The sequence below is a fragment of the Micromonospora sp. CA-244673 genome (assembly GCF_050948395.1).
In the GTDB taxonomy this organism is placed as follows: Bacteria; Actinomycetota; Actinomycetes; order Mycobacteriales; family Micromonosporaceae; genus Micromonospora.
Window position 1 is genome coordinate 6,329,468 of record NZ_CP192019.1, and the last position, 12,478, is coordinate 6,341,945.

The window sequence follows — 12,478 nt, forward strand, 5'->3', positions numbered from 1 at the left end:
GGGATTCGGGGGGTGACGGCGGGGTGCTGGCGCGACAGCGGCAGGCGGTCATCCTGGAACGGGTCCGCGCCGCCGGAGGCGTCCGGGTCACCGAGCTGGCCACCGAGTTCGGCGTCTCGGACATGACCATCCGGCGCGACCTGGAGACGCTGCACGACCAGGGCCTGCTCGCCAAGGTCCACGGCGGGGCGACGCTGGCCGGCCCCGGCTCGACCGACGAGCCCGGCTTCCGTGCCAAGTCGGTCCGCCAGTCCGTCGAGAAGGCCGCCATCGCCGGCCGGGCCGCGGAGCTGGTCCGCCCCGGCGCCGCGATCGCGCTCTCCGCCGGCACCACCACCGCCGAGCTGGCCCGCCGCCTGACGGACGTACCCGGCCTGACCGTGGTGACCAACTCCCTGCCGGTGGCCGAGATCCTGCACGTCGGGGGCCGGCCGGACCAGACCGTCGTGCTCACCGGCGGGGTGCGCACCCCTTCGGACGCGCTGGTCGGCCCGCTGGCCGTGGCCGCGATCGGCGCGCTCCACCTGGACCTGCTGTTCCTCGGCGTGCACGGCATCAGCGAGCGGGCCGGGTTCACCACCCCCAACCTCATGGAGGCGGACACGGACCGGGCCCTGGTGGCGGCCGCCGACCGGCTGGTGGTGCTCGCCGACCACACCAAGTGGGGCACGGTCGGCATCTCCTCGATCGTCGGCCTGGACGCGGCGGACGTGCTGGTCACCGACGACCGGTTGGGCACCGACGCGCGACGGGTACTCGAGGACAGGGTGGGCGAACTGGTGATCGTGCCGGGCATGGAGGGGGCGGAGTGAAGCGTACGCAGATCGAGCTGGCCGACGGCCGCGAGTTGATCTACTTCGACGAGCGGGACGACGCGGTCCGCGACCAGCCGGATCGGCGCGAGCTGCCACCGCCCCCGCACGCGTCGCAGCTCCGGTACGACCCGCTGACCGACGAGTGGGTGGCGGTCGCGGTGCACCGGCAGACCCGCACCTTCCTCCCGCCGGCCGACCAGTGCCCGCTCTGCCCGTCCCGGGGCGACCGGCTCAGCGAGATCCCCGCCCCCGACTACGACGTGGTCGTCTTCGAGAACCGGTTCCCGTCGCTGAGCCAGCGGGTCGCCGAGGAGCCGGCCGAGATCACCCCGTTCACCCCGGTCCGCCCCGGGCGCGGCAAGTGCGAGGTGGTCTGCTTCACCGACGACCACAACGCCTCGTTCGCCAGCCTCTCCCCCGGCCGGGTGCGGACCGTGCTCGACGCCATCGCCGACCGCACCACCGCGCTGGGCGAACTGCCCGGGGTGGAGCAGATCTTCCCGTTCGAGAACCGGGGCGTGGAGATCGGCGTGACCCTGCACCACCCGCACGGCCAGATCTACGCGTACCCGTTCGTCACGCCGCGGACCCGGACCATGCTGGCCGCCGCCCGCCGGCACTTCGAGCGCACCGGGGGCAACCTCTACGCCGACGTGCTCGCCGCCGAACGCGCGGCCGGCGACCGGGTCGTGGCGAGCAACGAGCACTGGACGGCGTACGTGCCCGCGGCGGCCCGCTGGCCGTTCGAGGTGCACGTGGCCCCGCACCGCCCGGTGCCGGACATCCCGGCGCTGGACGACGCCGAGCGGGACGCCTTCGGGCCGCTCTACCTGGACGTGCTGCGCCGCTTCGACGGGCTGTTCGACCTGCCGATGCCCTACATCGCCGCCTGGCACCAGGCCCCGGTGCACGTCGACCGGGAGTTGGGGCACCTGCACCTGCAGCTGTTCAGCATCCGGCGGGCCAAGGACAAGCTGAAGTATCTGGCCGGCTCCGAGTCGGGGATGGGCGTGTTCATCAACGACATCGCCCCCGAGCGGGCCGCGGAACTGCTCCGGGCCGCTTGACTTCCCGCCCCACAACAGGGCGCGGGGGGCCCGGGACAGGGCCCCCCGCAAGGGAAGGGACGGCTGGCTGTGCGTGACAGCCGGGAAGGCTGGCTGATCGGCGCTCAAGCCGCGAGGCGACCGCGGTCAACCTTCCTGGACGGGACTGGCATCACGTCCACCCTGCTCAACGAGGCGTGCCCGCCCCGGGTGACGCCACCGTACGGACACGACGGAGCCCGCCGGCAGGTGCCGACGGGCTCCGGTGCGAGCGTGCGGGTCAGGCCGACAGCTTGCGGGCCAGGTTCTCGTCGAGCGCGTTCATGAACTCGTCGGTGGTCAGCCACGGGGCGTCCCGCGAGATGAGCAGCGCGAGGTCCTTGGTCATCTGGCCGCCCTCGACGGTCTCCACGATGACCTGCTCCAGGGTGTTGGCGAACTCGGTGACCGCCGGGGTGCCGTCCAGCTTGCCCCGGTGGGCCAGGCCCCGGGTCCAGGCGTAGATCGAGGCGATCGGGTTGGTCGAGGTCTTCTCGCCCTTCTGCCACTGCCGGTAGTGCCGGGTGACCGTGCCGTGCGCGGCCTCGGCCTCGACGGTGCGGCCGTCCGGGGAGAGCAGGACGGAGGTCATCAGACCCAGCGAGCCGAAGCCCTGCGCGACGGTGTCGGACTGCACGTCACCGTCGTAGTTCTTGCAGGCCCAGACGTAGCCGCCCTCCCACTTGAGCGCGGCGGCGACCATGTCGTCGATCAGCCGGTGCTCGTAGGTGATGCCGGCGGCGTCGAACTCGGCCTTGAACTCGTTCTCGAACACCTCGGCGAAGATGTCCTTGAACCGGCCGTCGTACGCCTTGAGGATGGTGTTCTTGGTGGACAGGTAGACCGGGTAGCCGCGGTCCAGGCCGTACCGGAACGAGGCCCGGGCGAAGTCCCGGATCGACTCGTCGAAGTTGTACATGCCCATGGCGATGCCGCCGCCGGAGAAGTTGGCGACCTCCATCTCCATGGGCGCGCCGCCGTCGGCCGGCGTGTAGGTGACGGTCACCTTGCCGGGGCCGGGCACGACGAAGTCGGTGGCCTTGTACTGGTCGCCGTGCGCGTGCCGGCCGATGATGATCGGCTTGGTCCAGCCCGGGACGAGCCGCGGCACGTTCGACATGATGATCGGCTCGCGGAAGACCACGCCACCAAGGATGTTGCGGATGGTGCCGTTCGGCGACCGCCACATCTTCTTGAGGCCGAACTCCTCCACCCGGGCCTCGTCGGGGGTGATGGTGGCGCACTTGACGCCGACGCCGTGCTCCTTGATGGCGTTGGCGGCGTCGACGGTGACCTGGTCGTCGGTCTCGTCGCGGTGCTGGATCGACAGGTCGTAGTAGTGCAGGTCGACGTCGAGGTAGGGCAGGATCAGCTGCTCCCGGATCTGCTTCCAGATGATCCGGGTCATCTCGTCGCCGTCGATCTCCACGACCGGGTTGTTTACCTTGATCTTCGCCATCGGCCGGCGCTCCTCTCGGGGGACACGTGCTCAAGCAGTACGAGCGTACTGGAAACTGACCGGGGCTCCCCAGCCGGCCTCACCCCGCCGGAGAACGGGGTCGCCCGGGACGGGCCGCGGTGACATCCTTCCCGGATGCCGCTCACTCACACGGTCGGGTCTATCACGGTCACCGCCCTGGTCGACGGGGCGGGTCCCTTCTTCCAGCCGCGCGTCGAGGCGTTCCCGGACGCCACCGCGGAGCAGTGGCGCGAGGCCGACCGGCGGGACCCCGACACGGTCACCCCGGACCGTCGCTGGTGGCTGCCGTTCCGCGCGTTCGCGCTGCGTACCGGGGACGGGCCGGTCACCCTGGTCGACGCGGGGATCGGCCCGGCCGACGCGCTCGCCGCGAGCTGGGCGCCGGTGCCGGGCCGGCTGCCGGCCGAGCTGGCCGCCGCCGGCATCGACCCGGCCGACGTCCGCACCGTGGTGCTCACCCACCTGCACACCGACCACATCGGCTGGGCGGGCCCGCTCTTTTCGAACGCGGACCACCTGGTGCAGCGCGCCGAGCTGGCCGCGCTGGAGCTGTTCCACCCCGAGCTGCCGGCCCGGCTCCTGGGGCCGTTGCGCGCCGCCGGCCAACTCCGGGTGGTCGACGGCGACACCACCCTGACCCCCGGGGTACGCGTGCTGAGCACCCCCGGGCACACCCCCGGCCACCAGTCGGTGCTGGTCGACGACGGCGACGACCGCCTCCTGGTGACCGGCGACCTCCTGGTCCACACCCTGCAACTGATCGACCCCACCTTGGCGTACGCCCACGAGGAGGACCCCGCAACGGCGGCCACCTCTCGCACGAACCTCCTGAACACCCTGGCCCCGGTAACCCTGGCCACCCCCCACCTGGGCACCCCCTTCACCCCCCACCCCGTCCCCGCGCCGCCCGCCCACCCCGGCCCGCGTTGATCATGAAGTTATTGCCGCGACATGCCGGTGCGGACGGCAATAACTTCATGATCAACGCCGTGGGGCGGGGGCCGGCCTGGATGTGCGGAAGGGCGGGCCGGCGTCAGCCGGCCCGCCCTTCGGCGGTGGTTCTGGGTCACATGTTGGCTACGTCGGCCTGCTTCGCGCGGACGGCCTCGGCGGCCTCCTTGAGGGCGGCCAGCTCGTCGGCGTCCAGGTCGGTCTCGACGACCCGCTTGACACCCTCGGCGCCGATCTGGGCCTCGACGCCCAGGTAGACGCCGGAGATGCCGTACTGCCCGTCGACCCAGGCGCAGACCGGCATGACGTCGCCGGAGTCCTCGGCGACGGCCTTGGCCATCCGGGCGGCGGCGGCCGACGGGGCGTAGTACGCCGAGCCGGTCTTCAGCAGCGCGACGACCTCGGCGCCACCGTTGCGGGTCTTGACGACCAGCTCCTCGATCTGCTCGGCCGGCATGGCCTCGCGCAGCGGCTTGCCGTCCACGGTGCTCTTCGACGGGACCGGCACCATGGTGTCGCCGTGCGAGCCCAGGGTCAGGGTCTTCACCGACTTCACCGGTACGTTCAGCGCCTCGGCCACGAAGTTGGTGAACCGGGCGGTGTCCAGCATGCCGGCCTGGCCGAGCACCCGGTTCTTCGGGAACTGGGTGGCGAGCTGGGCCAGGGCGGTCATCTCGTCGAGCGGGTTGGAGACCACGATGACGACGGCGTTCGGGGCGTACTTGGCGACGTTCTCGGCGACCTGACGGACGATCTTGGCGTTGGTCTCCAGCAGGTCCATCCGGCTCATGCCCGGCTTGCGGGGCAGGCCGGCGGTGATGACGACGACGTCGGAACCCTCGATGGCCTCGTAGCCCTCGCCGTTCGGCCCGGTGGTGACACCGACGACCTTGGTCTCGAAGCCCTCGACGGCACGCGACTGGTTGAGGTCCAGCGCGAGACCCGCCGGCTTGCCCTCCACGATGTCGGTGATCACGACGGTGTCGAAGACGTCGTACTCGGCCAGGCGCTGTGCGGTGGTGGAGCCGTAGAAGCCGGCCCCGACGACAGTGACCTTCTTACCCATGGTCGTCCCACTCCCTGATACCAGTCGGTTTTCCGGACCGTATCAGCCATCCTGGCACCGATCGGGCCAGGGGCGGACGGTTATGACGTGCCTGGGCGGCTCAGTCCTGCCGCTCGGCCCGCTCGACGACGTTGGTCAGCAGCATGGCCCGGGTCATCGGGCCGACCCCGCCGGGCATCGGCACCAGCTTGCCGGCGACCCCGGCCACCTCGGGGTCGACGTCGCCCGTGTAGCGGCCCTTGCCGTCGGCCCCGATCACCCGGGTGATGCCCACGTCGACCACTGTCGCGCCCGGGTTGACCATGTCGGCGGTGAGCAGCCCCGGCACGCCGGCCGCGACGATGACGATGTCGGCCTCGCGGGTCTGCGCCGCGAGGTCCAGGGTGCCGGTGTGGCAGAGGGTCACGGTGGCGTTCTCGCTGCGCCGGGTGAGCAGCAGGCCGAGCGGCCGGCCCACGGTGTTGCCCCGGCCGACCAGCGCGACCTTCGCGCCGCGCAGCGGCACGTCGTGCCGGCGGAGCAGCTCGACGATGCCGCGCGGGGTGCAGGGCAGCGGGGCGTCGTAGCCGAGCACCAGCCGGCCCAGGTTGACCGGGTGCAGGCCGTCGGCGTCCTTGTCCGGGTCGATCATCTCCAGCGCCCGCTGGGTGTCCAGGTGGGCCGGGAGCGGCAGCTGGACGATGTAGCCGTGGCAGCCCGGGTCGGCGTTCAGCTCGGTGAGCACCGTGTCGAGCTGCTCCTGGGTGGCGTCGGCGGGCAGCTCGCGACGGATCGAGGCGATGCCCACCTCGGCACAGTCGCGGTGCTTGCCGTTGACGTACGCCTGGGAGCCGGGGTCCTCGCCCACCAGGACCGTGCCGAGCCCGGGGGTGATGCCGCGCTCCGCCAGCGCCTTGACCCGTGCCCGCAGTTCGTCCTTGATCTCCGCCGCGGTGGCCTTGCCGTCCAGGATGGTCGCCGTCACGAATGGATCGTCTCACGCCCCGCACCCGGGCCGGCCGACGACAGCGAAGGGTGACGAACTGTGACGTGGGCTAAGTCACGGACAGTCACCAATTGTGGTTCGCACCACACGCCGGATCGGGCGGCCGGGACCGGACGGGACGGCCCGGACAGCGCCTGCGGATCCGCCTGAGCGCACCGCGACCGCACCGGACGGCGCGGCCGGGCGGCAGCAGAAGCCCTGGCAGCCGGTCTGCGAGGTATCGCGTAGCAGGCCGGTCCGCCGACGACAACCCCCGCCCGCACGTTCTGTTATCGGTTCGCAACGCTCTCGTTGTCGATCGGGTCGATCGCGACCTACCGTTACCGCTCGTTGCGCAGCGTCACCCAGCGCCGGGCCTGACTGCGCAGCGTGAGGAGATGAGGAGAGTTCATGCGTGTTCGTAGACTCGCCGCCTGGGCAGCCCTCCCGCTCGCGGTGACGCTTGGCCTGGCGGCCTGCGGCAGCGGCGGGAACGGCGGATCGAGCGGCAGCGGCCAGGATTCGGCGGTCAGCATCCAGATTTCCGAGCCGCAGCACCTGGTTCCGACCAACACCACCGAAACGTCCGGCTCGCAGGTGCTCGCCGGTCTGTTCAGCCCGCTCGTCGACTACGACGCGCAGAACAAGCCGTACGAGGTCGCGGCCGAGTCGGTGACGCCGTCCGACAACAACAAGGTCTGGACGATCAAGCTCAAGGACGGGTTCACCTTCCACAACGGCGAGAAGGTCACGTCCGACGACTACATCAACGCCTGGAACTACGGCGCGTACGCGCCCAACGGTCAGGGCGCCAGCTACTTCTTCGAGAAGATCGCCGGCTACCAGGACCTGCAGGGCGACAAGCCGAAGGCCAAGACGATGTCCGGCCTGAAGAAGGTCGACGACCTGACCTTCCAGGTGACGCTCTCCGAGCCGTACATCGACTTCAAGTCCATGCTGGGCTACACCGCGTTCTACCCGCTGCCGGAGGCCGCGTTCTCCGGGCCGGGCGTGCTCAAGGACTCCTACGAGCAGGCGCCGATCGGCCAGGGCCCGTTCAAGATGAAGGGCACCTGGCAGCACGACAGCAAGCTCGACGTCGAGCGCTACGACGCGTACCCGGGCGAGAAGCCCAAGGTCAAGGACGTCGAGTTCCGGGTCTACCAGCAGCTCACCGCGGCGTACTCGGACCTGCAGTCGGACAACCTCGACGTGCTGCCGACGATCCCGACCGAGAACCTGAGCACGGCGCAGAGCGACCTGGGCGACAACTACCAGACCAGCCCGATGTCGTCGTTCCAGTTCCTGGCCTTCCCCACCTTCGAGAAGGACTACAGCAAGCCGGACGTGCGCAAGGCGATCTCGATGGCGATCGACCGTGACGAGATCACCAAGTCGATCTTCAAGGGTTCGCAGCAGTCGGCCCGCTCGTTCGTCTCGCCGGTCCTGCCGGGCTACCGGGACAACACCACCGGTGCCGCGGGTCAGTTCAACCCGACCGAGGCCAAGAAGCTCTACCAGGCCGCCGGCGGCCCGTCGAAGATCACCATCTCCTACAACGGGGACGGCGGTCACAAGGACTGGGTCGACGCGACCTGCAACCAGCTCAAGGCCAACCTGGGCGTCGACTGCGTCGGCTCGGCCGAGCCGAAGTTCGCCGACCTGCTGACCAAGGTCGAGAAGAAGCAGCCGGTGGGTCTGTTCCGCATGGGCTGGGTCATGGACTACCCGTCCATGGAGGACTACCTCGGCCCGCTGTACAGCACCAACGGTTCGTCGAACTACTACGGCTACAGCAACCCGGAGTTCGACCGCCTGGTCAAGGAGGGCGCTGCCGCGCCCACCCAGGCAGAGGCGATCAAGAAGTACCAGCAGGCCGAGGACATCCTGGCCAAGGACATGCCGGTGATCCCGCTCCGCTTCGGCGAGAACGTGTACGGGCACTCCAGCAAGGTCCAGAACGTCCAGATGGACCTGTTCCAGCGGGTCAACCTCGTCAAGATCGAGGCGGCCAGCTGAGCTGACCACGGCACGGGCCACCCGGAGCGATCCGGGTGGCCCGAGCACGTGGCCGCCGGGGCCGGAGGGCACCGGCCGCCAACTTCCGGTACGCCAGAGATGTCATCCTGCGCCCCTTTCGCGCTTTTCCGGAGAGACTGGCAAGCATGTTCCGCTTCATCCTGCGGCGCCTCCTGCAGATGGTCCTCGCGTTCTTCGGGACCACGCTGATCGTCTATGCGCTGATGTTCGCCGGGCAGGGCGACCCGATCCAGGCCCTCGCCGGGGAGCGGCCGGTGACGGCGGCCCAGCGGGCATACCTGACGCAGAAGTACCACCTGGACCAGACCGGCGTGGGCGGCTTCTTCTACCGCTACCTCGACTACGTCAAGAACCTGCTCCAGGGCGACCTGGGCCAGTCGCTCACCGGCCGGCAGATCGGCGACATCCTTCAGCAGGCCTGGCCGGTCACCGTGCGGCTGGCGCTCATCGCGCTCGGCGTGGCCATCATCTTCGGCGTCACCGCCGGCGTGGTCGCCGGCATCCGGCGGGCAAGCATCTTCGACAACTCGACGCTGGTGCTCACCCTGCTCGTGCTGGGCATCCCGACCATCGTCCTGGCACCGATCGCGCAGTACTTCCTCGGCGTCAAGTGGCAGCTCTTCCCGCCCACCGCCGGGGCCCAACCGAGCCTCTACGCCCTGCTGCTGCCCGGCATCGTGCTCGGCTCGCTGTCGCTGGCCACCGCCCTGCGGCTGACGCGCACCTCGGTGGCGGAGAACCTGCGCGCCGACTACGTCCGGACCGCCCGCTCGAAGGGCCTGGTCAAGCGGCGCATCGTCAGCGTCCACGTGCTGCGCAACTCGCTCATCCCGGTGGTGACCTTCCTCGGCGTCGAGCTGGGCAACCTGATGAGCGGCGCGATCATCACCGAGGGCGTGTTCAACATCCCCGGCGTGGGCTTCAACCTCTTCCGCGGCATCCGCACCGAGGACGGCCCGCTGGTGGTCGGCATCGTCAGCGTGCTCGTCGTGGTCTACCTGATCTCCAACCTGGTGGTGGACGTGCTCTACGCCGTACTCGACCCGAGGATCCGCTATGAGTGATTTTGAGACTGTGGCGGCCACGGAGAACCAGGCCGCGCGGCGGGGCGTCTCCGGCGAGCCGGGCGCGCCCAACCAGGTCGGTGCGCCGCAGAAGCCGCGCAGCCTGGCCGGCGACGCCTGGCGGGACCTGCGCCGCAAGCCGATCTTCTGGATCAGCCTGGGCCTGGTCGTGCTGATCACCGCGATGGCCGCCGTGCCGTCGCTGTTCACCGCCAACGACCCGCGTGACTGCCTGCTCTCCCGGCAGCACGCCGGGCCGTCCGGCGGGGCCATCTTCGGGTACGACTTCCAGGGCTGCGACGTCTACGCCCGGGCGGTCTACGGCACCCGGGCCTCACTGCTGGTCGGTGCCCTCGCCGCGCTGGCCACCGGCGTGATCGCGCTGGTCGTCGGCATGGTCGCCGGCTACTTCGGCGGCTGGGTGGACGCGGTGCTCTCCCGCGTGATCGACATCGTGCTCGGCATCCCGCTGCTGCTCGCCGCGATCGTGCTGCTCAAGCGGCTGAGCACCAGCAGCGACAACGTCCGGCTGTTCGCGGTGATCTTCGTGCTGGCGGTGCTCGGCTGGACCACGGCGGCCCGGGTGGTCCGCTCCTCGGTGATCACGGCCAAGGAACAGGACTACGTGGCCGCGGCCCGGATGCTCGGCGCCGGCAACGGCCGGATCATGTGGCGGCACATCCTGCCGAACGCGCTCGCCCCGGCGATCGTGGTGCTCACCATCGCGCTCGGCTCGTTCATCGCCGCCGAGGCGACGCTGAGCTTCCTCGGCATCGGCCTCAAGGCCCCGACCATCTCCTGGGGCCAGGACATCGACGGCGGGCGCATCCACATGCGGGAGGCGGCGACCCCGCTGATCGTTCCCTCGGCCTTCCTGGCGCTGACCGTGCTCGCCTTCATCATGCTGGGCGACGCGATCCGCGACGCCTTCGACCCGAAGCTGCGGTGAGACCCTCATGACCCAGTCCGCTGTCCACCCCACGCCGGCTTCCCCCACCCCGCCCGGTGGCCACCTGCTCGAGGTACGGGACCTGCACGTCGAGTTCCGCACGACCGAGGGCGTGGCCAACGTGATCAACGGGGTGACCTACCACCTCGACGCGGGCGAGACCCTGGCCGTGCTCGGCGAGTCCGGCTCCGGCAAGTCGGTCACCGCCCAGGCGATCATGGGCATCCTGGACACGCCCCCGGCGTTCGTCCGCTCCGGCCAGATCCTCTACCAGGGCCGGGACCTGCTGACCCAGTCCGAGGAGCAGCGCCGGCAGGTGCGCGGCAAGGAGATCGCCATGATCTTCCAGGACGCGCTCTCCGCGTTGAACCCGGTCTTCCCGGTCGGCTGGCAGATCGGTGAGACGCTGCGCCAGCGCGAGGGGATGTCCCGGGGCGACGCCCGGCGGCGGGCCGTCGAGCTGATGGACCTCGTGAAGATCCCGGCCGCGGCGAAGCGCCTCGGCGACTACCCGCACCAGTTCTCCGGCGGCATGCGGCAGCGCGTCATGATCGCCATGGCGCTCGCCCTGGACCCGAAGGTGCTGATCGCCGACGAGCCGACCACGGCGCTCGACGTCACCGTGCAGGCCCAGATCATGGACCTGCTGGCCGACCTGCGCCGCGACCTCAACATGGCGATGATCCTGATCACCCACGACCTCGGCGTGGTCGCCGGCGTCGCGGACCGGATCGCCGTGATGTACGCCGGACGGATCATCGAGCACGCCGACGTGCGCTCGCTGTACCGGGCGCCGGCGCACCCGTACACCAAGGGGTTGCTGGAGTCGATCCCGCGCATGGACGTCCGCGGCCAGGCGCTGTCGACGATCAAGGGGTTGCCGCCGAACCTCATGCGGATCCCCTCCGGCTGCCCGTTCCACCCCCGGTGCCCGTACGTGCAGCAGGTCTGCCTGGACGTGGTGCCGCACGACCTGGTCCTCGGCGACGGCCGGACCAGCGCGTGTCACTTCGCGCAGGAGGTCCGTGATGACAGCGCCCGCTAGCCCGACCAAGGTCCGCGGCGAAACGATCCTCTCCGTCGACAACCTGGTGAAGCACTTCCCGATCAGCCGGGGCGTGCTGTTCCAGAAGCAGATCGGCGCCGTCAAGGCGGTCGACGGGGTCAGCTTCGAGCTGCGCCGCGGCGAGACGCTCGGCGTGGTCGGCGAGTCCGGCTGCGGCAAGTCCACCCTGGCCCGGCTGCTCATGCGGCTGGAGACGCCGACGTCGGGCCGGGCCACCCTGGAGGGCCGGGACCTGTTCAAGGCGTCCGGCTCGGAGCTGCGCCGGCTGCGCCGCAACATGCAGATGGTGATGCAGGACCCGTACACCTCGCTGAACCCGCGGATGACGGTCGGCGACATCATCGGCGAGCCGTTCGAGATCCACCCGGACGCGGCGCCGAAGGGCAGCAAGCGGAAGCGGGTGCAGGAGCTGCTGGACGTGGTCGGGCTCAACCCCGAGCACGTCAACCGCTACCCGCACCAGTTCTCGGGCGGCCAGCGGCAGCGCATCGGCATCGCCCGGGCGCTCGCCCTGCGCCCCGAGGTGATCGTCTGCGACGAGCCGGTCTCCGCCCTGGACGTCTCCATCCAGGCCCAGGTCATCAACCTGCTGGAGCAGCTCCAGGACGAGTTCGGGCTGTCGTACATCTTCATCGCGCACGACCTGTCGGTGGTCCGGCACATCTCGGACCGGGTCGCGGTCATGTACCTCGGGAAGATCGTGGAGATCGGCACCGAGGAGGAGATCTACGACCGGGCCACCCACCCGTACACCCAGGCGCTGCTCTCCGCCGTGCCGGTGCCCGACCCGGACGCCCGCGAGGAACGGACCATCATCCGGCTCGCCGGCGACGTGCCCAGCCCGGCCGACCCGCCCTCGGGCTGCCGGTTCCGCACCCGTTGCTGGAAGGCGCAGGAGGTCTGCGCCACCCAGGAGCCGCTCACGGTGCGCCGCGCGGCCGACCCGCACCCGTCGGCCTGCCACTTCGCCGAGGTACGCCCCGGCGCCTGAGCTCCCC

Annotated in this window: 11 protein-coding genes; 8 read left to right on the top strand and 3 right to left on the bottom strand. The window is 70.5% G+C overall.

The window, feature by feature from the left end; all coding sequences use genetic code 11:
• The first annotated feature begins 23 nt into the window (after positions 1-23).
• Both ACQP12_RS29035 and galT read left to right on the top strand, forming a co-directional pair.
• The gene (locus ACQP12_RS29035) at positions 24-812 is read left to right on the top strand and encodes a DeoR/GlpR family DNA-binding transcription regulator (protein ID WP_433283363.1); all 789 of its coding nucleotides are present in this window, start codon (positions 24-26) and stop codon (positions 810-812) included.
• Entirely contained in the window at positions 809-1,882 is a 1,074-nt protein-coding gene (gene galT / locus ACQP12_RS29040; RefSeq protein WP_357938565.1) for a galactose-1-phosphate uridylyltransferase, read from the top strand. Before ACQP12_RS29035 ends, galT begins: the two co-directional genes overlap by 4 nt.
• A 259-nt stretch (positions 1,883-2,141) precedes the next feature.
• On the opposite strand, the gene ACQP12_RS29045 is transcribed toward galT, so the two are convergent.
• A complete protein-coding gene (locus ACQP12_RS29045; protein WP_151464737.1) occupies positions 2,142-3,359 on the bottom strand; it encodes an NADP-dependent isocitrate dehydrogenase in 1,218 nt (405 codons plus the stop codon).
• A gap of 135 nt (positions 3,360-3,494) precedes the next feature.
• On the opposite strand from ACQP12_RS29045, the gene ACQP12_RS29050 reads away from it, so the two are divergent.
• Positions 3,495-4,310: an MBL fold metallo-hydrolase gene (locus ACQP12_RS29050; RefSeq protein ID WP_433283364.1), complete on the top strand. Its 816-nt coding sequence runs from the start codon at positions 3,495-3,497 to the stop codon at positions 4,308-4,310.
• Positions 4,311-4,446: 136 nt separating this feature from the next.
• Here the strand turns inward: ACQP12_RS29050 and mdh are convergent, their stop codons facing one another.
• Positions 4,447-5,397: a malate dehydrogenase gene (mdh, locus tag ACQP12_RS29055; RefSeq protein WP_433283365.1), complete on the bottom strand. Its 951-nt coding sequence runs from the start codon at positions 5,395-5,397 to the stop codon at positions 4,447-4,449.
• A gap of 100 nt (positions 5,398-5,497) precedes the next feature.
• A complete protein-coding gene (locus ACQP12_RS29060) occupies positions 5,498-6,361 on the bottom strand; it encodes a bifunctional methylenetetrahydrofolate dehydrogenase/methenyltetrahydrofolate cyclohydrolase (protein WP_357938572.1) in 864 nt (287 codons plus the stop codon).
• 411 nt (positions 6,362-6,772) lie between these two features.
• Between ACQP12_RS29060 and ACQP12_RS29065 the strand changes: the two genes are divergently transcribed.
• The 5 genes from ACQP12_RS29065 to ACQP12_RS29085 all read left to right on the top strand — a co-directional run bounded on the left by ACQP12_RS29065 (position 6,773) and on the right by ACQP12_RS29085 (position 12,471).
• Positions 6,773-8,380, top strand: a complete 1,608-nt coding sequence (locus ACQP12_RS29065) for a peptide ABC transporter substrate-binding protein (protein WP_357938574.1) — start codon at positions 6,773-6,775, stop codon at positions 8,378-8,380.
• 146 nt (positions 8,381-8,526) lie between these two features.
• Positions 8,527-9,465, top strand: coding sequence for an ABC transporter permease (locus ACQP12_RS29070; protein ID WP_433283366.1), 939 nt, complete (start codon positions 8,527-8,529; stop codon positions 9,463-9,465).
• Positions 9,458-10,414 (top strand): ABC transporter permease, encoded by a 957-nt coding sequence (locus ACQP12_RS29075; protein WP_357938578.1) that lies wholly within the window; start codon positions 9,458-9,460, stop codon positions 10,412-10,414. The genes ACQP12_RS29070 and ACQP12_RS29075 overlap by 8 nt, the downstream gene beginning before the upstream one ends.
• Positions 10,415-10,421: 7 nt before the next feature.
• Positions 10,422-11,459 carry an ABC transporter ATP-binding protein gene (locus ACQP12_RS29080; RefSeq protein WP_433283367.1) on the top strand — a complete coding sequence of 346 codons (1,038 nt, stop codon included), beginning with the start codon at positions 10,422-10,424 and terminating at the stop codon, positions 11,457-11,459.
• The gene (locus tag ACQP12_RS29085) at positions 11,443-12,471 is read left to right on the top strand and encodes an ABC transporter ATP-binding protein (RefSeq protein ID WP_433283368.1); all 1,029 of its coding nucleotides are present in this window, start codon (positions 11,443-11,445) and stop codon (positions 12,469-12,471) included. The genes ACQP12_RS29080 and ACQP12_RS29085 overlap by 17 nt, the downstream gene beginning before the upstream one ends.
• Positions 12,472-12,478 lie beyond the last annotated feature (7 nt).

Excerpts from the sequence above, each read along its gene's own strand:
- ACQP12_RS29045 (WP_151464737.1), bottom strand. The coding sequence starts at position 3,359 with ATGGCGAAGATCAAGGTAAACAACCCGGTCGTGGAGATCGACGGCGAC.
- ACQP12_RS29050 (WP_433283364.1), top strand. The coding sequence starts at position 3,495 with ATGCCGCTCACTCACACGGTCGGGTCTATCACGGTCACCGCCCTGGTC.
- mdh (WP_433283365.1), bottom strand. The coding sequence starts at position 5,397 with ATGGGTAAGAAGGTCACTGTCGTCGGGGCCGGCTTCTACGGCTCCACC.
- ACQP12_RS29065 (WP_357938574.1), top strand. The coding sequence starts at position 6,773 with ATGCGTGTTCGTAGACTCGCCGCCTGGGCAGCCCTCCCGCTCGCGGTG.
- ACQP12_RS29070 (WP_433283366.1), top strand. The coding sequence starts at position 8,527 with ATGTTCCGCTTCATCCTGCGGCGCCTCCTGCAGATGGTCCTCGCGTTC.
- ACQP12_RS29075 (WP_357938578.1), top strand. The coding sequence starts at position 9,458 with ATGAGTGATTTTGAGACTGTGGCGGCCACGGAGAACCAGGCCGCGCGG.
- ACQP12_RS29080 (WP_433283367.1), top strand. The coding sequence starts at position 10,422 with ATGACCCAGTCCGCTGTCCACCCCACGCCGGCTTCCCCCACCCCGCCC.
- ACQP12_RS29085 (WP_433283368.1), top strand. The coding sequence starts at position 11,443 with ATGACAGCGCCCGCTAGCCCGACCAAGGTCCGCGGCGAAACGATCCTC.